Genomic DNA, 21,662 nt, shown 5'->3' with positions numbered 1-21,662 from the left:
GCAGCACCTCACGGGAACGGGTGGGGAACGGAGTGGATTTCGTCGTCGCGCAGGTCGCGGTCGAGTAGCCCGGCGGCGCGGAACGCGGTCCGCAGCCGCCGTGCGTGCGGGGCGCGCTGGCGCAGCCAGCCGAAGTCGATCGGCAGCAGGCCCGGGACCACCACGCTCGCCGTCGCCAGGCCCAGCTCGCGCTGCTCGGGGGAGGTCTGGTCGACGGCGATCGCGTCGAAGCCCTGCGCGGTCACCGTCTTCAGGCAGCGTTCGAGGTCGTCACGCAGGTCGGCGGCGACCGGCGGGGCGGGGCGGTCCCGCCCGTACAACTCGGCCATCGGGACCACCGGCGGGCCGTGCTCCAGCAGGAACGCGGCGTGCCGCGCCATCTCCGGCAGGCCGTAGAGCAGAGGATGGTCGTGCAGGCCCTGTACCTGGGTGAAGTCAGTCACCATGCGGCGCAGCCGGGGCTCGTCGGCGCTGGCGCGGACTCGCACCATGACCGAGTCGGTGGCGATCTCGCACAGCGCCGCGGTGATCGCGGCCTCCGGGTCGAGGCTCGCCCCACCGCCGAAGGCAAGGGTGCCGAGGCCGCCGTCCTCGCGGACGGCCACCGCGGTCACCACCGGGATGTCGAAGGTCATCCGGGTGTCGAAGAACCGGGCTCGGTAGCCGTACATCGCCAGCCGGTCGATCATCATCCGGGTCTGTGGCCGGTCGATGCTGACCGGGTCGATCTCCGGCAAGGACCGGCCGCCGTACCAGGCCAGCAGGAACGCGTCCCGCTCGATCGCCTCCATCAGGCCGTGGTAGACCGCCTCCAGCAGGGACCCGCCGGACGCGCAGCCGTTCGACGTTTCCTGGACGAAGCGCTCCTCGACACTCGCCGCGTGGCAGTAGACGAGGATCTCCGGCACCAGCAACGCGCGCTGGTCGCGCAGCGACCAGCCCCAGACCCAGGTGATGGGCCGGTCCGGGTCGAACCGGTGGAGGTATGGATTGGCCTGGTAGAACGCGTCGGTGTAGAGCCCGCACTCGCGCGGGTCCAGGGCGTCGCCGCCCAGCTCCCGCAGGGTCGCGGTGACCGCGGTGCGCTTGCGGCGCGGGCGCAGGCCAGCGGCGCGCTCGAGTCCTTCCAGCACCGCGATCCGGGCGCTGCGCCGGTAGCCGTCGGCGTGCCCGCCGTAGAGCGTCTCCCGCAGGTAACGGCCGCTGCGCAACGTGAACGAGCCGACCGCCGGGGACGTGGAGAGCGAGGTGACGTCCTGCCACAGGGTCGCGCCGAGCGCGCCACAGACCGGGTTGGCGAACGCCTCGACGTCCAGCGGGTAGTCGTCCAGGTCCCGGCCGCGAAACGTACCCGGCGCCAGCTTCGGGGTGGCGGGCAGCTCGATCGCGGCCAGCTCCGGCGCGTCGGTGAGCCCGCTGCCGCAGCTCGGGCACTCGGGGTCGGGCAGCAGCGGAGCCCGGTGCACCCGCAGCGTGGACAGGTCGACCTGGAGTACCGTGCCGCCCTCCCCCGCCGCGGCATCGGCGGTGCCGGGCCCGACCGAGGCGCCTCCTGCGGTGCGGTGCGCCTCGATCAGGGCATGCAGGAAGTCCGCGACGAACGGAGTCGCGTAGGGCCAGGGGCCCACCGCGACGGTGTCACCGCCCAACTCGATCGCGTCGCGCAGATCGCGGTGACGCACCGTCTGCCAGCGCCGCGCCAGGCAGATCGGACAGGCCGCCGCCGGCGGCATCGGCCCGAGCAGCGCCAGCTGACCGTAGAGCAACACCCGGGGCGCACGCGCCGGCCGGGCGGGTGCGCTCAGCTCGTCGCGCACCCCCAGCGCGACCACCTCGGCGTCGTCGCCCCGCTCGGCGAGGAGTCGGGCCAGCCCGGCGCAGACCAGCTCGTCGGTCGCGGACCGACCAACGTCGATGGCATCACCTTCCGTCATCGGAGGTCCCCGACAGCCAGCAGCACCTTCACCGCGACCAGTCCGCCCGCGGCCAGGTCCGGGCCGCCGACAGGCGCCACCAGCACGTCGCACCCGTGCTCCCGCAGCCGGTCCAGCACGTCGGCCCAGCGGTGGACCAGCCCGGCGGCGGTGTCCGCCTCGCCATGCACCGGCACCGTGCCGGCATCGAAGTCGACGAGCACGGGGTCACCGATGTCCGGTACCGCGCCGGGGTCCTGGGCGCGCAGCTGCGCCTGGCCCAGCACGTCGCGCAGCGCCGCCACAGCCGCCACCGTCCACGCTGGATCGGCGGCCAGCCCGAACGACCACTGGCCGCGGGTGGGGTCGAAGGAACGCGCCAGCAGCGCCGTCACCCCGGTGTCGGGCTGCCCACCGAGGTCGAGTAGCTCCACGGCGACGCCGAGATTCGTGGCTGCCTTGGTCAGGAAGACCAGCTCGGGGTCGGCGCCGATGGCGTCGAGGCGAATCCGCCGGGCGGTGACCCGGCCGGCGACGACCTGCCGCAACGCGTGCCCGGCGAACGCCGAGGCGAGCCCGGACCGGACGGCCTCGGCGAGATCACCACCCGCTCCCCCACCGGCGCTGGTCGGCTCGGCGCCACGACGGTGGTTGGCCGCCCCGAACGGCTCCAGCACCGCCGCCGGCACCGCCGCCGCCTCACCGGTGAGCAGTGACCGGGCCGCGGCCCACACGTCGGCGGCGGTGTCGCCCCAACCCGAGGCGAGACCGAGGCGAACGGCGCCGACCCGCGGCGCGCCGTCCGCGGCGACGGCGCCGACCGCGGTGTGACCGGTGGCGGAGACGGCCGCCACCCGTAGCGCCCGCAGCCGGGCCGCCGCGACGTGGTGGACGTCGAACGCGCTCACGGTGCGGCGCCGGCCGCTGCCGTCGGTGAACTCGACTGTGCCGATCTTGATGGGGGTCTGGTCCCACCGCTCGTCGTCGTAGCGGCGGAACACCCCCAGATGGGGCTGGAGCAGCTGCTGGTGGGCAGTGAGCTGTGCGAGCGTTGCCTCCGCCAGCGCGGACTGGTCCGTCGGCTCGTCGGCCCCGACAACTGCCCCGTCCAGCTCAACGGCGGTCCAGGCCGGCTCCGGAGCCCTCGGCTGGCAGAACGGGCACCGCGGGTGCGGGAGCAGCGGCTCGGTCAGCACGTCGAGTGACGCGAGGTGCTGCACGATGACGCTGCCGTCGGTCTCGGCGGGCAACGCTCCGGTGGTCAGCCGGAACACCTCGTACGCCAGCAGGTTGCCGACCATCGCCGCAAGCGGACCGTCCAGTTCGGGGGTGCCCGGCACGGCCCCGGACGGCAACGCCGCAGCCTGCCACACCTGCCCGGTGGCGCCGGTCTCGTCGTTGTCGCCGAGCCGCAGCATCGCGCAGCACCAACAACCGGTACGGCCCGCACCCTGCACCGGGCCGACCAACATCCGTCCGCCGGCGACCCAGGCCGGCAGGAGCAGCCGGTCGGCGGGAATGCCGGCCTCGAGCAGCCGCAGGGTGGCGCGGGGCGCGTCTCCACCGGCGGCCACCACGACGATCTCCGCCGTGGCCAGGTCGGCCCAGCCGACCTCGCCGTCGGCGGCGGGCAACGCAACGGTGGTCGCGGCGCAGCCCGCGGCGTCCAGCTCGGCCAGCTCCGGCGCGAGCGTCGGCAGGATCGCCGGCGAGACGGTCACCGTGGCGGCGCCGTTGCGGAGGAGACCGGTGGCGCATGCGATCGCGACCGGGCCGGCACCCAGCACGGTGACCGAGGTGGCCCGGAAGGCGGCGAAGCGCTGCGGCGCCCGGTCGGTGTAGTGGTCGAGATAGGCGACCTGGGTGGCGAAGTGAGTGGCCACCGCCGGGCCGAGGATCGCCGCCGGGTCGCCCTCGGCCTCGGGGATGTCGCGGGCGAAGCCGCGCGCGTAGAGGGCGCTCACCAGTTCGCCGATCATCGCCCGCTGCCCGGCGGGCAGCCGGGCGCAGATGTCCGCGACCTGGTTGCGCCCGTTCAAGTGCGGGACGAGCAGCGATGCCAGTCGGTACGCGGTCGCTGAGGAGAACCGGAAGCCACTGTTGGCGTTGTGGAACACCACCCCGTCCTCGGTACGGGTGAACAGCACGTCGTGGCGCACCCGCGGCCGGGTCTGCGCCACCGCGTCGTAGGCGGTACTCATCACGGGGATCCCTTCGCTTGGTACGGGTGTGGTGGCGGGCCGGGGCGGGACGCGAGCCGGTCAGCGACGGCCTGGGCGTGGTGCCGCAGCAGGCCTCGGATCCAGTAGTGGTCCGCGGCCTCCTCCACCAGGCTGTGGTCGACCAACCCGTCGAGCAGGTCGCGGGCCGTGGCCGGATCGACACCGAGCAGCTCCGCGGTGCGGCCCACGGTGATGGGGGTGGGTGCCGCAGTGGCCAGCTGCACGAACACCGCCGCGAGCGCCTCGCCGGTACGGGACAGCGCCTCGTCGAAGCGGTAGCCGAGCGACATGTCCGGCTCGCCGGGCAGGCTCAGCCGGCCCAGCGGGTCTGCGCGTAGCCACCCGAGCGCCTCCGCGAGGTTCATCCGGGCGCGCAGCAGGATCCGGGTGGCGGCGATGCGCAGCGCCAGCGGCAGGTGCTCACAGAGCGCCGCGATCCCCGCGGCGCTCCGCGGGTCGGCGTCGACCTGCTCGGGCCCGAGCGCGGCGCCGAGCACCCGCAGCGAATCGACGGGGTCGAGCGGCTCCACCCTGTGCAACCAGCCGCCGAGCCGCGCGACCGGACCGGACAGGCTCTGCCGGCTGGTCAGCAGCAGGGCGTCGCCGGGCACCAACAAGGCGGGTAGGTCCCGCGCCTGGCTGGCGTCGATCACGTCGTCGACCAGCAGCAGCCGCCGGCCGCCCGGGGCAACGTCGCCCCGGTCGAGCGCGGCGAGCAGCTGTCGCTCGGCGTGCTCCAGCAGGGACGCCGACCCGGCGGTCGAGGCCACCTCCACCCGGAGCTGGCCGCCGGGGAAGTGATCCGCCACGAGCTGTCCGACATGCCCCGCCAGCGCGGTCTTACCGACGCCGGGCGGGCCGCTGAGCGCCACGATCGGGCAGCCCGCGCGGAGCCGGTCGGCGATGGTACGGCCGAGCGTCTCCCGGCCGACGAAGCCGGGCGCGACCGGGTGCCGGGCCGGCGTGGCTGCGGATCGGGCCAACGGGCCGGCCGGGGTGGGTGGTTCACCGCGCAGGATGGTCAGCTCCAGCCCGCGCAGGGCCGGGCCTGGGGCGACGCCGAGTTCGTTGTCGAGATGTTCCCGGATCCGGCGCAACTCCGCCAGCGCGTCGGCCTGCCGACCGGTGCGGTAGAGCACCGAGACGAGCTGTGCGGAGAAGCGCTCGTTCGCCGGGTAGGCGCGGGTCGCGGTCCAGAGGTCCGTCAGTACGGAGCGATCGCGGCCCAGGCCGATCTTCAGGTCGCAGACCCGCTCGATCGCTCGGACCCGCTCCTCGTTGATCCGGGGCAGCACGTCGCGGTGCAGCACCTCCGACGGCACGTTGGCCAACATCGGGTCGCTCCACAGCCCGAGCGCCTCCTCCAGGGTGGCCAGCTCCGCCTCCGGGTCTGACTCGTCGCGGGTCCGGCCGATCAGGTCGCGGAAGCGCATCAGGTCGACGGTCCCGGTGGTGGCGGTGATCCGGTAGCCCCCCGGCACGGTCTTGATCACGTTTCCGGTGATGCCGTGCCGACTGAACAGCTGCCGCAGCCGCAGCGCGCAGGTCTGCAGGGCGGCCTTGGCCGAGGCGGGCCGTTCGTCACCCCAGACGGCCTCCTGCAACGCGCCGACCGAGACCACCTCGTCGGGATGCAGCAGCAGCGCCGCGAGCAGCGAGGTCACCTTCGACGGCGGCAGGACCAGCGCGTCCGTGCCGCTGGTCAGGGTCAGCGGGCCGAGCACCCGGAACGCCGCGGGACTGGCCGCCGCGTCGTACCCGGGAATGCTCACCACGCCACGTTCCATCGCGGCTTTCCCGTCCGGACGGACGCTAGGTGAGCGTCCAGCCTCGCAGTGCCGGCACACTGCGGATCGCGCGCTGGCAGACCCGCTGCACGATGTAGTCCGAGATCGCCTGCTCGGAGGCGATGGTGAAGACCGCGATCTCCACCTGTCGGGCGAAGGTGCGGGCATGGATGTGTCGGATACCGTCGGCCACGGCTGCGTTGAGCCACAGCAGGTCCGTCAGTTCGCCGGCGGACAGGTCGTAGTTTTCACGCGGCGGTCGCAGCGCGATCCGGGTGAGCAGCACGGCGCGCCTCCGCTGAACCGGTCCGACCAGATCTGCGCGTGCCCTTGTGAGCCGAACCCAATGCGACGGTCGGGCACCCCGATGAATCGGATCCGCGACGGGTTCGCCGCCATGGTCGCGAACGCATCGACTGTCCACTCCCGTCCGACGCGCATCGGGCACCTCCCTCGTCTGCCACCCGCCTCGTTGCGGTGTCGGGATGAGCGTGCGGTCCGGGCGTCGTCCGCGTCATCACCCCGGGCGCTGCCGGAACCGGCCATGGCCGGTTCCGGCAGCGCCGGCGGCAGCAGAAATCAACGATTGCCGACTTCGTTTTCGGTAGACCCCACTTGTCTCATTGACGGGTCTGCTTGCTCAGGTTCACCGTTTCGCCCCCCTTCGGCCAGGGTCATGTCGACAAACGAACACAGTTTCAAAACCTTGCGGAGGATCCGGATTCCACTAGTGTGATCACGCGGTGAACACAAGTGGAGGAGAAGACCTTGCTCGAACGGCTGGGTGTGTCGGCAGCTGCCGAAGCCGTCTACTGGGCGATGTTGGATCATCCGACGTGGGACGTCGACGAACTCGTCACGAACCTCGACATGCCGGAGACGGTCGTTCACGACGCCCTTGCCGCCCTGGCCGACCGGGCGCTCATCACACCGCCGACCAGCCGACCGGCCACCCTACGCGCGGTCAGCCCACAGATCGGTCTGCTCGCCCTGCTCGACCAGGCCGAGCAGCAGATGATCGCGCAGCAGGCGAAACTCCAGGCGGCACGCGCATCGGTCCTCGCCCGCGCCGCCAGCCACGACACCCACCGCGAGCGGGAGGAGATCGTCCGGCTGGAGGGGGTCGACGCGGTGCGGGAGCGCCTCGCCGAGCACGCCCGCACCGCCTCCGAAACCATCATGACGCTGACGGCCGGCCGAGCGATGCCGCCGGAGGCCATCGAAACCGGCAAGACGCTGACCCGGATCGCTCTCTCCCGAGGGGTGATGATCCGACACATCTATCAGGAGAGCACGCTGCGCGACGTCGCCTCCCGAGCGTACGCCGAGCTGATGACCGAGCAGGGTGAGCAGAGCCGGGTGATGCCGGAGGCGCCGGTGCGGATGACCCTCGTCGACCGGCAGTTCGCGCTTGTCCCGATCGAGCCGCGCTCCGGCCGTGGCGCGCTGGAGATCCGCGGCAACCGCCTGGTCTCGGCGCTGTGCCTGCTCTTCGACATGCTCTGGGAGAGAAGTACGCCGTTCCCACGGCCGCCCACCGCGGACGAGCACGGCCTGACCGACCAGGCCGTCGCCATCCTGCGGCTACTCCGCCAGGGGCGCACCGACGAGGCAATCGGCCGCCAGCTGCGGCTCTCCGAGCGCACCGTGCGCCGCACCGTCCGCGACCTGATGCAGCGCCTCGACGCGGAGAGCCGCTTCCAGGCCGGGGTGGAGGCGGCGCTGCGCCGCTGGATCTGATCCCACCGACCGATCCCGGGCCCCGTCGGCACGGCATCCCGTGACGGTGGTCTGTGAACGGGAACTTCGTCCGGGCAGCAGCCCACGCATCAGACTGCGCGACAGTCAGGGCGAGCAGCCGGGCGGCAGCGTCCGGGTCACCTGGTACGCCTGGTAGTACAGGTCGATCAGGGACGCGACGAGCGCGACGACAAGGAAGCCGACGATGATCGACCACGACACGCGAAAGGCGGTCAGCCAGTTGCCCGTACTTCCCAGGCTGGCAAGAAGGGCGCTACCGGCTACGGCGACCCCGAGGCCGCCACCGAACTGCTGTCCGGTCTGAAGCATGCCGCCGGCACTACCACCCTCGCTCGATGGCACCTCGGACAGCGTCAGCGTCTGATTCGGGGCGATGACCAGGCCCGCGCCCACTCCGGTGACAACCAGACCACCCCCAAGCCCGGACAGCAGCAGTGGCAGTGCGGCAGCATGCGGCGAGTCGGGTCCGGGTAGGAAGGCGTCGCCGATCGCCAGCGCGGCCAACCCGATCGCCCCCAGGACAAGCCCCAAGATCACCAGCGGTCGGCCGACCCACTTTGTCTTGGTGGCGGCGAAGAACGACGTGACGGCTACTCCCAGGGCCAGCGGAGTAAGGGCGAGACCAGCCTCCAGCCCGTCGTGTCCAAGTCCCTCCTGCAGGTACTTCGACAACACATAGAAGATCGCGTTGTAGCCGGCGAAGTAGAACGTGGCGACGAACGTTCCCAGCGCGAACGAGCGGAGCCGAAGCAGTCGCGGGTCGAATAGTGGCTGGCCCTGCCGGACGTAGCGCTGCTCCCAGACGACGAAACCGACCAGAGCTCCCAGCCCCACCGGCAAGAGGAGCAGCCACCGGAGGAACGGCCCCCACAGTTCCCCCTGCATCAGCCACAACAGCACCAGCCCGGCGATGAGCAGCAGGGCTCCCACCGGATCCAGGTCAGGTCTCTCGGCCCGCCTGACGGTGGGAATCAACCGCCATCCCCAGACGGCGGCGACGACCCCGATCGGAATGTTCACCAGGAAGATCCACCGCCACCCGTGCTCGGGTCCACCGGTTGTGAGTAGCACGCCGCCGAGCGGTGGACCGACGACCCTGGAGGACACGACCCCGGCGGCATGCCACCCGAGCGGACGCGCACGTTCGTCGGGGGCGAAGAGGACCTGGATCATCCCGTACACCTGCGGTGTGACCATCCCGGCCGCCAGGCCTTGGAACAGTCGGGCGATGATCAGCCACCCCATCGACGGGGCGAGACCGGCTACCCCACTAGCCACCACGAACAACAGGGTGCCGGCCACGAAGATGTTACGTCTGCCACGCGCATCCCCGAACCTCCCGGCGGGCATCAGCGCCGTTCCGAGCGTCAGGAAGTACCCGGAGACCAGCCACTGCTGTTGGGTGCTGCTGGCCCCGAACGTCCTATTGATGGTTGGTATCGCGAGCGCGACCAACGAGATGTTCAGTACCACCATGAAGACGACGAGGATGCCGACGGCCACCACCGACACCCGGCGGACCGATGACTCCGCCGCTGTCCGGGATGCCTCGTGTCCGGACCGCCCGACGGCGCTCACGTAACCCGCGCCCCCTGGAGACTGGCGGGGTCGTCACGGCCGAGCGGGAGGTGCCTGCGATGCCACGCCAGCACCTCAAGACATGTCCGCGACGCCGACACCAAACCACGGATAACTCGGCGCGCGTCGTCTCCAACGCTCGCCGGCCCGGCGGCGGTCCGATCGGCCCGGTTCGCCCCGCCCTCCATACCTTCGCACGCTCCCCTGCCACCACAAGGCCCAACCGGAAGCGGGTTCCCCAACTGGTGCAAGAGCATGCATACCTGTCTGCCGCGTTCCGGGAAACTCCTGCGGACGCGCGGCGGGCCGCGGGCAATTGGAGCCGGGGCCACGGTAGGAACGGACTGGGCGGTCCACGCCTTCCGTGGACCGCCCAGGAGTCGACCTCAGGCCCGTCAGGCGATGAAGCCTTCGGCCTTCAACCACTCGGAGACAACCTGCGACACCGGCTGGCCCTCGACGTCCACCTTCTCGTTGAGCTCGCGGAGCGTCTCGTCGTCCAGCTTGGCCACGACCGGCTCGAGGATCGTCAGGATGCTGCCATAGGTGGCGGCGGTTTCACCGTTCAGCGTGGGCGCCGGGTTGTAGATCGGGAAGAACTTCTTGTCGTCCTCCAGCACCCGCAGGTTCAGGTTGCTGATCCGGCCGTCGGTCGTGAAGACCTCGCCGAAGTTGCAGGACTCACCCTTCTTCGTCTCGGTGTAGACGACCCCGGTGTCGACCACCCTGACGTTGTCCGCGGGGACGTCCATCCCGTACGCCTTCGTCAGCCCGGGCCAACCGTCGTTGCGCCCGGTGAACTCGCTCTCCAGACAGAAGGTCGCATCCTGCGGGTTGCTCTTGGCGAACGCGGCCAGATCGGAGACCGTCTTGAGGTTCCACTCCTCGGCCTTCTCCTCGCGTATCGCGAGGGCGTAGGTGTTGTTCGCCGGGGCGATCGTCCCCCAGACCACGCCGTTCTTGTCTTTGTCCTCCTTCACCACGGCCGCGTACTGCTCCTGCGAGTCCTGGATCGGGTCGGTGTGGTTGAGGTAGGTGATCCACGCCGTTCCGGTGTACTCCCAGTAGACGTCGACGTCACCGCTGAGCAGCGCCTTGCGGACGTTGACCGATCCCTTGATGTTGGTCCGGTCCTCGACCTTCGCACCTGCGGCCGTCAGCGCCTGCAGGGTGATGTGCCCGAAGACGATGTTCTCGGTGAAGTCCTTGGAACCGACGACAATGGTCTGTCCCTTCAGCGCGGCGTCCTCCTTGATCGACCCCTTGCCGACGGATACGTCGGCGCCGGAGTCCTCGGTGGTTACCGAGCAGGCGCTGAGCGCGAGGGCGGCCAGCGTGGAGCCGGCCACCAGGCGAATGAACGCAGTACGGTTTCGCATCATTACCTTCCTTGGCACCACCTGGTGCCCTATGGAAACGGGGGTCACGGAGCGAAGTCAGTCGAGCCCGCGCGGCCGCAGCAGGTCGGAGATGACTCCCCCCAACCAGTCCAGGGTCAGGGCCAGCGCCGCGGTCAGGATGGCCCCGGTGACGAGCACGGTCTCGCGCTGGAGCTTGATTCCGGTCACGATCAGAGCGCCGAGGCCTCCGGCGTCGATGAACGTGGCGAGGGTGGCAACACCGACGGCGAGGACGAGCGCGGTCCGCACGCCAGCGAGGATGACGGGGACGGCCAACGGCAGCTCGATCCGCACGAGGACCGCGAGTGGCGACATGCCTATTCCCCGCCCCGCCTCGATCAGATGACGGTCCACCTGACCGATCCCGACGATGGTGTTGCGGAGCACCGGTAGGACCGAGTAGGCGACCAGGCCGATCAGCGCGGTCGAGAAACCGATGCCGAGCACGATGCTCAGCAGCACGAGCAGTCCGATCGCGGGGGTGGCCTGGCCGATGTTGGCCAGGCCAGTGGCGAACGGCGCCAGCCAACGCATGGCTCGGCGGGTCAGCAGGATGCCGCCGCCCACTGCGATCGCCACGACGAGGAGGGTGGTCAGGGCGGTGAGCGTCACATGCTCGGTGGTCATCCGCAGCAGGTACTCGGCGTTCAGCGAGCGCCGTTCGATGTCGTCCAGGTCGGCAGAGCTGACCCAGAGATACGTGCCGAGTAGCACCACAGCGAGAATCACCGGCATCACCCAGTGCCGCCGTAGCAGCCCGTGCCAGCGGGACGGCGGGGCGAGCACGGTCTGCGGGCTCCGGGACTCCGTGCCGGTACTCATCGCTTCTCCGGCGTCGCCGGCCGGGACACGGCCGCTCCTTGGTGGGGGATCTCTGGAATCGGCCGCTCACTGTCCCGCGCCGACTCCCGCATCCGGTGGATCGCCAGCATCAGGTCGTCGATCGTCACCGCGCCGGCGTACCGGCCCTGGTCGTCCACCACCACGGCGGCGCCGTGGCTCGACGCGAGCATGGCATCCAGCGCATCGCGCAGTGTCGCCCGCGGCTCCACCGTCGTCACGGGCTGCCCGGCGCCCGACAGGCTGTCCTGGTGGGGGCCCAGGTCGCGCGGACCGACCCAGCACAACGGCCGGTTCTCGCCATCCACGGTGAGCGCTGCCGACTCCTGCGTCTCATCGATACGGCGCAGCGCGTGTGTGGGTGAGTCGTCCACCCGTACCAGCGGAACGTCGTCCCACCGGATGGTGTCGACCCGGCGGAGGTTGAGCTGCTTCAATGTCGCCCCAGCACCGATGAACTGGGCGACGGTGCTGTCGGCGGGGCTGGTCAACAGGCGTTCCGGGGTGTCGAACTGCCGGATCCTGGACCTATCGCCGAGGACGGCGATCCGGGTACCCATCTTGATCGCCTCGTCGAAGTCGTGGGTGACGAAGACGATCGTCTTGCGCAGCTGCTCCTGCAGACGAAGGAACTCGTTCTGCAGTCGGTCCCGGGTCAGCGGGTCGGTAGCGCCGAACGGCTCGTCCATCAACATCACCGGTGGGTCGGCGGCAAGCGCGCGGGCGACGCCGACGCGCTGTTGTTGTCCGCCGGAGAGCTGACGAGGCAGCCGGTTGCGGAACAGCGCCGGGTCGAGCCCGACCAGGTGCAGCAGCTCGTCGACGCGGGTCTCGATCCGCTTGCGGTCCCATCCGAGCATTCTGGGCACCAGCGCCACGTTGGTAGCGACGCTCATGTGCGGGAAGAGTCCCACCTGCTGGATGACGTAGCCGATGCGCCGACGCAGCTCGTTGCCGTCCAGCGAGGTCACGTCCGACCCATCGAGCATGATCCGACCCCTGCTGGGCTCGATCAACCGATTGATCATCTTCATGGTGGTGGTCTTGCCGCATCCGGAGGGGCCGACCAGGACGACAATCTCACCCCGGCGGATCGTCATCGACACGTTATCCACCGCTGCGGCCTTCTGCCCGCGGTAGAACTTACTGACCTGTTGCAGGTCGATCATCACGTCGTGGGTCATTCTCGGCCTCCGAGGGCGGGCGAAGGGATCACTGCAGCCGGCGCGCTGACGGGCGTATCGGGCGAAGCCGGGCGCCGATACCGGCCGAGGCGGAACCACGTCGGGCCCTTCCCGGCCCGGGTGAGCACGCCCAAGAGCGCGAGAGCCAGATCGACGACGACGGCGAGGACCACCACTCCGGCGGTACCGACCAAGGCCTGGTTCAGCGAGTTCACGCCGCCGAGGTTGGACAGGCCGGAGAAGATCTGGTTGCCCAGTCCCGGGCCTCCGACGTACGCGGCGATAGCGGCGATCCCCATCGTCATCTGCGTGGACACCCGGATTCCGGCCAGGATCACCGGCCACGCCAGGGGCATCTCGACCGTGGCCAGCGATCGGAGCCGGCCCATCCCGATCCCCCTGGCGGCCTCGGTCAGGGCAGGGTCGATCTCGGCCAGGCCCACGACGGTGTTACGCAGGATCGGCAGCACCGCGTACATGGTCAGTGCCACCATGGCGGGTGCGTATCCCAGCCCCAGCGGGGTGATCAGCAACCCGAGTAGCGCGAAGGACGGGATTGTGAGCAGCGCTGCGGCGATTCCCGTCGCGGTAGCCCGAGCGCCGGGGCTGCGGTAGGTGGCGACGGCGATCAAAACACCGATGACTGTCGCCAACGCGACGGACATCAGTACGATGGTTCCGTGTTCGAGAGTCTGAGCGAGTAGCAACTCGCGCCGACTCTGTAGGTACTCGAGGAACGTCATGTATCACCTCGTCAACTCCTGCTGCGGCTTGCCGTGCCGCTCACGCCGGTGCGGCCGGGCGGCCGTAGCGGAGCGAGGTCAAGCATCAGCGACCGGTGCGGATCCTGGTCAGCCGACGGCGGGCAGATAAAAAAAACCCCCGAGCCGGGGGATGAGGTGCCGGTCGGTGGTGCATGCGTGCGCCGGAACAGTGCCGACGCCGTGCCATACCTCCCTTCATTGCCGTAAGCGCTGCAGACGAGATCCCATCGCGGAAGCCACGCTACCGCATCGATCCCGACCTGTCGCGATCCACCTGCTGAACTGGGGTTATGTACCGAAAGTAGCAGGCCCACGCCGGGGCGCAAAATTCCCGGACGCTCAGCGCCGATCGGTTGCCCGCCCCGGAGGCGCGCCGGTCGGCCCCGGAGGCCGGAGACGGCGTCGGGCAGGTCACCCGGGCGGCCGCGCGGGGCACGCGACGTGGCCGGGTTACCGCCCGGCGGTCGACAGGATCGCCGCGACGCCGACGTCGGTTGTCCGGCCCGGCGGGACCACCGCGAGGAGTGCCCAAGCAGCCCGGGTGGGACCGGCGGCGAAGGTCCGGGCCAGGCGCGAGCGGGTGATGGGCCCGGAGGTGGCCGAACGGGCGCCCTCAGCTCGGCCGATCAAGGCCACGTCGTCGCGGGCGATCTCCGCCCCACACGTGAGCGAGGGGGCGACCCCGAACCCGACGGCATCTCGTGATCATCCAACAGCGGTGGGTGGCGGCGACTGAGCGAGCCGGAGACGGTTCACCGGGCCGAATTGACAAGGTCGGTCAGCTCGGTGCTGGTGGGCATCCGTGGGGTGTTGCGGGTGACCGGGTCGGCCAGTGCGGCGCGAGTCAACGACGGCACCATCGCGTTGTCGACGCCAAGATCCCGCAGTCGGGTGTGGGCCCCGACCGCCACGGTGAACGCACGTAACGCGGCGACGGTGGCACAGGCTCTCGTGGTCTCGTCGTCGGAGCGGCTGATGTCGAGGTCCAATGCGATCGCGGCGTACTCGGTAGTGCTGGTGGCGAGGTTGAAGTCGAGCACCCGATCGAGGACCGAGGCCAGCGCTATCCCGTGGGGAGCGCCGGTGTGCGCGGTGACGGCATGCGCGAGTCCGTGCACGAGTCCGAGCCCGGAGATGCTCAACGCCAGGCCCGCGAGGTGGGCACCAAGAATGAGCTGCGCACGTGCCTCGATGTCACCGCCGTCGGCGACGGCGCTGGGCAGCCAGCGGTACACCAGCTTGACGGCCTGCCGGGCGTACGCCTCGCTGACCGGGTTACGGGAGCGTGACGTCAACGACTCCACCCCGTGCACGAGGGCGTCAACACCGGTCGCGGCGGTGGCCCGGGGCGGAAGGCCGATGGTGAGGCGCGGGTCGAGGATGGCCGCGCGGGGAACGACGGACGCGTGTCCGAGGTAGACCTTGCGTCGGTTGGTGTGGTCCTCGACCACGGCGAATCCGTTGGTCTCGGCGCCGGTCCCGGCGGTCGTGGGAACGGCGACGACCGGCAGCCCCGGGTTGGGTTGTTGGAGGGTGGCGAGCGCGGCGGCGGGAACCGGGTTGGTGAAGGCCAGTGCGACGCACTTGGCCGCGTCCAGGCTGGAGCCGCCGCCGAGGGCCACCACGGCGGCGTCGTCGATTCGGCGGGCGGCTTCAGCAGCCCGGTCGATCGTCGCCAGCGACGGGTTGGCCTCGACGCCGTCGAAGACGTCGGTGTCGACCCCCGCCGAGGCGAGGACGGCCAGCACGTCGTCGAGGATGCCCGCAGCCCGGACGCCGGGGTCGGTCACCACGAAGGCTCTGGTCTTACCTGCGGTGGCCAGGGCGTCGGGAAGCTTGTGGATCGCACCGTCGCCGAAGTCGACACGCGCGGGCGTGGTGATCGAGAAGGTGGTCGAGGACAGCACGAACGTCTCCTTTCGGTCGTCGAGGACTAGCCGAGGTCGAGCCACGTGGTCTTGAGGGCGCTGTAGGCGTCGAGCGCGTGCAGACTCTTGTCGCGGCCGGCACCGGTGTCCTTGAATCCGCCGAACGGGGTGATGATGTCGCTGGCGTCGAAGGTGTTCACCCACACGGTGCCGGCACGGAGCTGCCGGGCGACGCGGTGGGCGGTCGTCACGTCTTGGGTCCACACGCTGGCGGCGAGTCCGTACCGGGTGGCGTTCGCGAGCCGTACACCTTCGTCCTCGCCGCGGAACGTGGTCGTGGTCAGCACCGGGCCGAAGATCTCTTCCTGTGCGACCCGCGTGTCGTTGCCGACCCGGTCGAGGATCGTCGGTTCGACGTAGGTGCCGCCGGTCTCGACCAGCGTGCGCCGGCCGCCGCAGATCACCTCGGCGCCTTCTTCGCGGCCGACTTCGATGTAGCCGAGGACCCGGTCGAGTTGGGTGCCATCGATGATCGGGCCGATGGTCGTGCCGGCGTCGAAGGGGTCGCCGACGGTGAACGTGGCGGTGGCCTTCAGGACGGCGTCGAGCAGTGCATCCTTGATCGACTCGTCGACGAGCAGCCGGGATCCGGCGTTACAGGTCTGTCCCGCGTTGTAGTAGATGCCCCAGGCGATCGCGGACGCGGCTGCCTCGAGGTCGGCTACGTCCGAAAGGACGACCTGCGGCGACTTCCCGCCGGCCTCGACGGACACCTGCTTGCCGTTGGACTCGGCGGCGTAGCCGAGGAACGTCCGGGCCACCTGCGTGGATCCGGTAAACGCGATCTTGTCGACGTCGGGGTGCCGTCCCAACGCCGCGCCGGCCGTCTCACCGAACCCGGTCACGACGTTGAGTACGCCGTCGGGCAAGCCGGCCTCGCTGCCCAGACGGGCGAGCAGCAACGCGGACAGCGGCGACTGCTCGGCCGGCTTGAGGACGACGGAGTTACCCATCGCCAACGCTGGTGCGATCTTCCAGGACGTGATCATCAGCGGGTAGTTCCAGGGCACGACGGCGCCAACCACCCCGAGTGGCTCACGGGTGACCAGGGCGAGCGCACCTGGGCCGGTGGGGGCGATCTCGTCGTAGGTCTTGTCCAGCGTCTCGGCGTACCACTGGATCGTCTCGGCGCACTTGCCGGCGTCGACTCGCAGGGCCTCTCCGATAGGCTTGCCGACGTCGAGGCTCTCCAGCAGGGCGAGCTCCTCGGCGTGTTCGCGGACGAGTTCCGCGAAGCGCAGCAGGATGTGCTTACGCTGCTTGGGTGGGGTGTTGGGCCACACTCCGTCGTCGAACGCACGTCGGGCGGCGCGGACCGCACGGTCGATGTCGGGTGCGGAGCCGGCGGCGACGTGGGCGAGGACGGAGCCGTCGCGAGGGGTGACGGTGGCGAATGTTTCCCCGGAGGCGGCGTCGACGTAGTCGCCGTCGATGAAGAGCCGGGCCTGCGGGCGAAGCTGGGCGGCTCGTGCGACCCAGTCGATCGGCGCGTTCGTCGTCACTGCAGCCTCCACCGTGAGATTGCTTCCTCGTCGAGCTGGGCGCCGATTCCAGGAGCCTGCGGCACCTCGACGTATCCGTCGTTGATCGGCACGGGCTGGCGCAACATGAAGTCCCGGCGCTCAGGCGTCCAACCCGGTGGGTCGTAGGGGTATTCGAGGTAGCCGCTACCGCCGACGCCGGCCGCGACGTGCAGGTTGGCAAGCAGCCCGATGCCGTTGGTCCAGGTGTGTGGGGTGAAGGTGCGGTGTTTGAACTGGGCGAGTTCGGCCAGGGTACGGGCACGGGACATGCCGACGGCGAGCACCACGTCCATCTGGTAGACGTCGAGGATGTCCTCCTCGAGGTAGCTGACGACGTCGCGGACGGAGTCGAGCATCTCGCCGGCCGCGATGCGGGTTGTGGTGCCGGCCCGCAGCGTCTTGAAGCCAGCGCGGTCCGGGTAGGGCAGCGGTTCTTCCACCCAGTAGACGCCGAGTTGGTCGAGCTGAGCGATGACACGGCGTACGGCGGTCAGGTCCAGGGCGGGGTCGACGTCGCCGGCCATACGCCAGGACTGGTTGAGGTCGACCATGATGTCGAAGTCGTCGCCGACCGCCTCGCGGGTGGCGGCGACGGTGGCAACGCCCTCGTCGAGGCGATCGCGATCGATGCGGATCTTCATGGCGCGGAAGCCCTGCTCGCGTAGGGCCAGCGCGGACTCGACGCGCGCGGCGGGTGGCTTGAGCTCACCGCTGGAGGCGTAGGCGCGGATGCGCTGCTGGGCGTTGCCGAACAGCGTGGCGACCGGTTGGCCGGTGGCCTGTCCGATGATGTCCCAGAGTGCGACCTCGAGGGGCCAGCACCGTCCCCCATGGAAATTGATGGTCTCGATGGCGCGGACGTGCCGGGCGATGTTCCGGGGGTCGTGGCCGATGAACAGGTCGCGGTGGGCCGCGAACCCGTCCATCGTGTCGCCGGAGCCGACGCCCACGATCCCCTCGTCGGTCTCCACGCGTACGACGGTGGCGTCGAAGTGTCGACGTGGTGTGGGGTCCCAGGCTGCGGCGAAGGGTGGGTCGAGGTCCAGCCGCAGTCGGTCCAACCGGATGTTCGTGATTTTCATGCGGTGTGGCTTCCCTCTGGCGTTTCTTGCGCTGGCCGGGCCCACCGTAACACTGCACCAACACCGGTTGCGCATATGGCAACATGACGGTCATGGGTGTGAGAATCAACGCGGCCGGGTTGTCGCGGGACCTCGAACTGATCGACGCGCTGGGCGGCCCGGAGGCCACCGCCCGCGGCGGTCTCGGCGTGCTGCGTCTGGCCGAACTCACCGGGCGGGACAAGTCGCAGGTCTCCCGGGCACTCGCATCGCTCGCCGCCGCGGGGCTCGTCGACCGCGACCCGGCGACCCAGGCGTACCGGCCGGGTTGGCGCCTGTACGCCCTCGCGGCGGTGACCCGTGAGGCACACCTGGTCCGGACCGCGCAGCCGTACCTACGTCAGGTGGTCGCCCAGCTGCGGGAGACCGCCCACCTCTGCGTCCTGCGCGGCCGGGGCGTGCTGACCGTGGCAACCGAGCCGGCGCCGCACGCGTTCCGCGGGCTCGGCTGGGAGGGCGTCATCGTCCCCGCCTCGCAGACCTCCGCCGGCCGTGTCCTGATCTCGGACTGGGAGCCGGAGGCACTCAGCGAGTGGTTCATCGACGACACCGAGGCGGCCGGTGACCGGCGACAGCTCAGGACCGCGGCCGACCTGGTAGCCGAGATCGAGGCGATCCGGACCAACGGCTACGCCCGGGTCGAGGAGGAGTTCGAAGAGGGCTTGGTCGGCGTCTCCGCGCCGGTGCGCGACCACACCGGCCGGATCACTGCCGCGATCAACGTGGTCGCGCCGAAGGGGCGGCTCGGGACCAGGCTGGAGGGCGCCGGTCGGTTGACGATGCGGGTGGCGACGGGGCTGTCGGAGCAGCTTGGGATGGCTCCCGCGGGCACCGGCCGGGGGAGCTGACCCGCTGGCCGCCCCCCGGGATACCGAACGACCTGCGAGGACGATAGTTGACGCTCGCTCGCAACCCGCTAGGCACGGCTTGCGGCGTGGCGCGGCGGGATAGCCCCGGGCTCGGCACCCTCGCCCATCCCACGGGCGACTACGGCTTCGCAGCCTCAGGTGTCACCGGGCCCGGCGTCAGGCCGGGCCCGGGCAGGCCGTGGCCGAGCGGTCGTCTTGGCCGGGGTCCAGGCAAGCGCAAGGCAACCGCCGACCAGCGCGAGCAGCATCCCCACGACGAATCCGCCCAGGTTGCTGGTCACCCAGGTGACCAGCGCCAGCACCACGGAGAGCAGCGCGTAGAAGACCCGCTGGAACGGATGGGTTATCAACAGCACACCACACAGCAACAGAATGACCGGCGCGAGATAGCCGGCCAGACCCTGCAGCCCAACGTGCAGAGCCACCGGCAGCGGCACGCGTAGCGTCACGAGAATCTCGGCACCACCGAGGAGGACCAACAGACCACCCCAGAAGGGACGACTACGGCGCCACGTCCGCCACCGGCCCGCCGGCCGGCCATCCCCCCGTACCCAGGCACTCCTCGGGACCACGTCAGCAGCCGTCGGAGGCAAACCGCATCCGCAGATTCGGCAGCGTGAAGACGGCTGCCGTGGCGGCGTAGTTGTTCTGCCTCAGGTTCACGATGGTGACCGTCTCGGCCTGCTGGGCGAAGACACCGGGGTAGCCACGGACGCCGGGTACCTTGTCCAGCGTGCTGGCGTCCTGACCGATGTCGATCTGTCCGAACGTGGCGTCGCCGGCGACCTCGTCGGAGTCCACCACCATGGTGCGGGCGGTCACGGGTCTCCCATCACCACCAGCGGTCAGTTTCAGATACATGCCACCCATGTTCACGCTCTGACAGAGGTTGGTCAGCTCGGCCCTGTCGATCGCCGACACGGTCACCACGACCTGACCGCCGGTGTCGCCCTCGTTCGGACTGTTCTCGATCATGTTGTCGATGGTCGCGAACTGTTCGAACCCGGTCCCGCTGAGCTTGTCAGCAGTGATAACGAAGGGCAACCCGGAGATCGCGAACTGCACGCCGAGCGTTCCCTGAGCAGTCAGCAGCACCATTCCGGCAGCGGCCGCACCCACCGCCGCCAGGCTGGTCGCGAACCGACGCCAGCGCACACCGCTTTGCGGTTGCGCCGGCTCGATGGGTGCGGTGTCATCCGACATGACAGCTCCTTGTCGAGATCGATGCGCCCAGGACATTGCCAGCATGCTCGTCATGGGTCGGGGCCGAGGTCCGAGGTGCGTAGATCAATAACTACGCGGACTCAAAGTTACCGCCAGGTAGGAGCGGATTCAAGATTGGAGGGCGACAATCTGTTTAATCCGCAAAATGCGGCCAATGGCGGAGGCCACTGCGGCGGGACGATCCCCACAGGTCCGGGAGGTAAGATCGACGCAGCAGGCCGGCCCGACCGGTCGGCACCCGATACGGCGGCGACCGTCGAAGACCTACCGCAGCCCCTCCCGGATCATCGGCCACCGATCAATAACATTGATATCGGTCTTATTATTGGGACCACGTTGACGCTTTGGCCCTTCCGGGTCTATAACCTCATCACAGGGTTCTGGTTACGTCACCGACGGTTGACCTTGCCGGCTTCCGCGTCGACTAGCGCCCAAGGAGGAATCGATGGTCGCCATCACCGCCGGACGCCCCGGCGCCTCCGAGGGCGGAAGGGTCCAGGTGACGCGGCTGCGCCGCAGTGCGACAGCCAGTCAGGAGCACTGACCGGCCGACCGCCCGTCAGTTCCCCACCGGGCCCCGACCCGCCGGCGTCCGCCACCCTGCTGACCGCCGTTCCTGGCCAGCGGAGACCCTGCCGGCCATCACCAGCGGTGGGTTGCCGGTCGGCGCAGGCGCATCGCCTGCCTCGCCCGGGCGGTCGTCCCACCGACGACCCCGCGGCCCACCGCCCATGTTGGCCATCGCCCCACCACCACCCATCGAGAGGAACACATGATGCCCAGGTACGGACGCGCCGCCGTCGGTCTCGCCGCGGTCGCGTTGCTCAGCTCCCTGGTCGGAGCCGCGCCCACCGCCGCCGCTCCGGCCACGTCCCTGACCCCGAGCGTGCTCACCTACGACAGCGCGGGCGGGACCGACGTGTCGGTCGGCGACGTCCTCGAGGCGAGCCTGAAGACGGGCACCGACGCCACCTTCTACCTCTCCAGCGCCGGAAGCCTCGGCGTGAAGTGCGCCTCGTCCAACTTCCACGCCACCGTCCTGACCAACCCGACCGCCCCAGGGACCGCCACCGAGCGCCTCAGCGAACAGGGCTTCGACAACTGCACCACGAACGTGCTGGGCACCATCGCGGTGAACAGCGTCGCCGTCGACAACCTCCCCTACCTGGCCGCCGTCACCAGTGCGGGCACAGTGACCCTGACCGGTGACAGTGCCGGGCCGATCCAGAGCACCGTCAAGCTGCGGACGCTGCTCGGAACCATCACCTGCGTCTACCGGGCCAGCGGCAACACCCTCGTCGGCGCGGCGTCAAACGCCACAACCTCCATCACCTTCACCAGCCAGCACTTCACGAAGCACGCCGGGCCCGGCCTCTGCTTCCGCGCCGCGTACTTCTCCGCGACGTACGCCCCTGTACGGGACACCAGCGTGCCCAACAGCCCGATCACCTATGTGAACTGACCGGCGCTGCCGGGCCGGCATCCGACGACTCGTCGGGCCGGCCCGGGTCAGCTCCGCCTCGCCCCGGCGCGATGACGCCCGAGCCG

General features: G+C 70.1%; 17 protein-coding genes. 3 read left to right on the top strand and 14 right to left on the bottom strand.

What is annotated here, in order from left to right:
* Positions 1–8: 8 nt before the first annotated feature.
* From QTQ03_RS03585 to QTQ03_RS03570, 4 genes are read right to left on the bottom strand one after another with little or no spacing between them, the layout of a single operon-like run.
* Positions 9–1,934 carry a TOMM precursor leader peptide-binding protein gene (locus QTQ03_RS03585; RefSeq protein WP_502889685.1) on the bottom strand — a complete coding sequence of 642 codons (1,926 nt, stop codon included), beginning with the start codon at positions 1,932–1,934 and terminating at the stop codon, positions 9–11.
* Positions 1,931–4,114, bottom strand: coding sequence for a TOMM precursor leader peptide-binding protein (locus QTQ03_RS03580; protein WP_289276706.1), 2,184 nt, complete (start codon positions 4,112–4,114; stop codon positions 1,931–1,933). The genes QTQ03_RS03585 and QTQ03_RS03580 overlap by 4 nt, the downstream gene beginning before the upstream one ends.
* Positions 4,114–5,922 (bottom strand): AfsR/SARP family transcriptional regulator, encoded by a 1,809-nt coding sequence (locus QTQ03_RS03575; protein ID WP_502889684.1) that lies wholly within the window; start codon positions 5,920–5,922, stop codon positions 4,114–4,116. The genes QTQ03_RS03580 and QTQ03_RS03575 overlap by 1 nt, the downstream gene beginning before the upstream one ends.
* Positions 5,923–5,947: 25 nt before the next feature.
* The gene (locus QTQ03_RS03570) at positions 5,948–6,208 is read right to left on the bottom strand and encodes a hypothetical protein (RefSeq protein WP_289276704.1); all 261 of its coding nucleotides are present in this window, start codon (positions 6,206–6,208) and stop codon (positions 5,948–5,950) included.
* A 533-nt stretch (positions 6,209–6,741) separates the two neighbouring features.
* On the opposite strand from QTQ03_RS03570, the gene QTQ03_RS03565 reads away from it, so the two are divergent.
* Positions 6,742–7,662, top strand: coding sequence for a LuxR C-terminal-related transcriptional regulator (locus QTQ03_RS03565; RefSeq protein ID WP_289280653.1), 921 nt, complete (start codon positions 6,742–6,744; stop codon positions 7,660–7,662).
* Between the two features lie 105 nt (positions 7,663–7,767).
* Here QTQ03_RS03565 and QTQ03_RS03560 read toward each other — a convergent pair whose 3' ends face one another.
* From QTQ03_RS03560 to QTQ03_RS03525, 8 genes are all read right to left on the bottom strand, one after another.
* Positions 7,768–9,261 (bottom strand): MFS transporter, encoded by a 1,494-nt coding sequence (locus QTQ03_RS03560; protein ID WP_289276703.1) that lies wholly within the window; start codon positions 9,259–9,261, stop codon positions 7,768–7,770.
* 395 nt (positions 9,262–9,656) lie between these two features.
* Positions 9,657–10,640, bottom strand: a complete 984-nt coding sequence (locus tag QTQ03_RS03555; RefSeq protein ID WP_289276702.1) for a glycine betaine ABC transporter substrate-binding protein — start codon at positions 10,638–10,640, stop codon at positions 9,657–9,659.
* A gap of 57 nt (positions 10,641–10,697) precedes the next feature.
* Positions 10,698–11,483 (bottom strand): ABC transporter permease, encoded by a 786-nt coding sequence (locus tag QTQ03_RS03550; RefSeq protein ID WP_289276701.1) that lies wholly within the window; start codon positions 11,481–11,483, stop codon positions 10,698–10,700.
* A complete protein-coding gene (locus QTQ03_RS03545) occupies positions 11,480–12,685 on the bottom strand; it encodes an ABC transporter ATP-binding protein (RefSeq protein ID WP_289276700.1) in 1,206 nt (401 codons plus the stop codon). Before QTQ03_RS03545 ends, QTQ03_RS03550 begins: the two co-directional genes overlap by 4 nt.
* On the bottom strand, positions 12,682–13,428 hold the full coding sequence (locus tag QTQ03_RS03540; protein WP_353890561.1) for an ABC transporter permease: 747 nt from the start codon (positions 13,426–13,428) through the stop codon (positions 12,682–12,684). Before QTQ03_RS03540 ends, QTQ03_RS03545 begins: the two co-directional genes overlap by 4 nt.
* Before the next feature lie 773 nt (positions 13,429–14,201).
* Positions 14,202–15,356, bottom strand: coding sequence for an iron-containing alcohol dehydrogenase family protein (locus tag QTQ03_RS03535; RefSeq protein ID WP_289276699.1), 1,155 nt, complete (start codon positions 15,354–15,356; stop codon positions 14,202–14,204).
* A gap of 26 nt (positions 15,357–15,382) precedes the next feature.
* Positions 15,383–16,879, bottom strand: coding sequence for an aldehyde dehydrogenase (locus tag QTQ03_RS03530; protein ID WP_289276698.1), 1,497 nt, complete (start codon positions 16,877–16,879; stop codon positions 15,383–15,385).
* Complete coding sequence (locus QTQ03_RS03525) at positions 16,876–17,982, bottom strand: mandelate racemase/muconate lactonizing enzyme family protein (RefSeq protein ID WP_289276697.1); 1,107 nt, start codon at positions 17,980–17,982, stop codon at positions 16,876–16,878. Before QTQ03_RS03525 ends, QTQ03_RS03530 begins: the two co-directional genes overlap by 4 nt.
* A gap of 92 nt (positions 17,983–18,074) precedes the next feature.
* Here QTQ03_RS03525 and QTQ03_RS03520 point away from each other — a divergent pair, with 92 nt between their 5' ends.
* Positions 18,075–18,869 (top strand): IclR family transcriptional regulator, encoded by a 795-nt coding sequence (locus QTQ03_RS03520; protein ID WP_289276696.1) that lies wholly within the window; start codon positions 18,075–18,077, stop codon positions 18,867–18,869.
* 155 nt (positions 18,870–19,024) lie between these two features.
* Here QTQ03_RS03520 and QTQ03_RS03515 read toward each other — a convergent pair whose 3' ends face one another.
* Both QTQ03_RS03515 and QTQ03_RS03510 read right to left on the bottom strand, forming a co-directional pair.
* A complete protein-coding gene (locus QTQ03_RS03515; RefSeq protein WP_289276695.1) occupies positions 19,025–19,462 on the bottom strand; it encodes a DUF6114 domain-containing protein in 438 nt (145 codons plus the stop codon).
* Between the two features lies 1 nt (position 19,463).
* Positions 19,464–20,093 carry a DUF6230 family protein gene (locus QTQ03_RS03510; protein WP_289276694.1) on the bottom strand — a complete coding sequence of 210 codons (630 nt, stop codon included), beginning with the start codon at positions 20,091–20,093 and terminating at the stop codon, positions 19,464–19,466.
* A gap of 796 nt (positions 20,094–20,889) precedes the next feature.
* On the opposite strand from QTQ03_RS03510, the gene QTQ03_RS03505 reads away from it, so the two are divergent.
* Positions 20,890–21,576 carry a Tat pathway signal sequence domain protein gene (locus QTQ03_RS03505; RefSeq protein WP_289276693.1) on the top strand — a complete coding sequence of 229 codons (687 nt, stop codon included), beginning with the start codon at positions 20,890–20,892 and terminating at the stop codon, positions 21,574–21,576.
* The last annotated feature ends 86 nt before the right edge of the window (positions 21,577–21,662 follow it).

Source organism: Micromonospora sp. WMMA1363, from assembly GCF_030345795.1.
Classification (GTDB): Bacteria; Actinomycetota; Actinomycetes; order Mycobacteriales; family Micromonosporaceae; genus Micromonospora.
Note: the sequence above shows the minus strand (reverse complement) of the source record. Positions and strands in the feature narration are given on the sequence as shown.

Excerpts from the sequence above, each read along its gene's own strand:
- QTQ03_RS03575 (WP_502889684.1), bottom strand. The coding sequence starts at position 5,922 with ATGGAACGTGGCGTGGTGAGCATTCCCGGGTACGACGCGGCGGCCAGT.
- QTQ03_RS03565 (WP_289280653.1), top strand. The coding sequence starts at position 6,742 with ATGTTGGATCATCCGACGTGGGACGTCGACGAACTCGTCACGAACCTC.
- QTQ03_RS03580 (WP_289276706.1), bottom strand. The coding sequence starts at position 4,114 with ATGAGTACCGCCTACGACGCGGTGGCGCAGACCCGGCCGCGGGTGCGC.
- QTQ03_RS03520 (WP_289276696.1), top strand. The coding sequence starts at position 18,075 with ATGGGTGTGAGAATCAACGCGGCCGGGTTGTCGCGGGACCTCGAACTG.
- QTQ03_RS03540 (WP_353890561.1), bottom strand. The coding sequence starts at position 13,428 with ATGACGTTCCTCGAGTACCTACAGAGTCGGCGCGAGTTGCTACTCGCT.
- QTQ03_RS03555 (WP_289276702.1), bottom strand. The coding sequence starts at position 10,640 with ATGCGAAACCGTACTGCGTTCATTCGCCTGGTGGCCGGCTCCACGCTG.
- QTQ03_RS03505 (WP_289276693.1), top strand. The coding sequence starts at position 20,890 with ATGCCCAGGTACGGACGCGCCGCCGTCGGTCTCGCCGCGGTCGCGTTG.
- QTQ03_RS03545 (WP_289276700.1), bottom strand. The coding sequence starts at position 12,685 with ATGACCCACGACGTGATGATCGACCTGCAACAGGTCAGTAAGTTCTAC.
- QTQ03_RS03585 (WP_502889685.1), bottom strand. The coding sequence starts at position 1,934 with ATGACGGAAGGTGATGCCATCGACGTTGGTCGGTCCGCGACCGACGAG.
- QTQ03_RS03510 (WP_289276694.1), bottom strand. The coding sequence starts at position 20,093 with ATGTCGGATGACACCGCACCCATCGAGCCGGCGCAACCGCAAAGCGGT.
- QTQ03_RS03525 (WP_289276697.1), bottom strand. The coding sequence starts at position 17,982 with ATGAAAATCACGAACATCCGGTTGGACCGACTGCGGCTGGACCTCGAC.
- QTQ03_RS03550 (WP_289276701.1), bottom strand. The coding sequence starts at position 11,483 with ATGAGTACCGGCACGGAGTCCCGGAGCCCGCAGACCGTGCTCGCCCCG.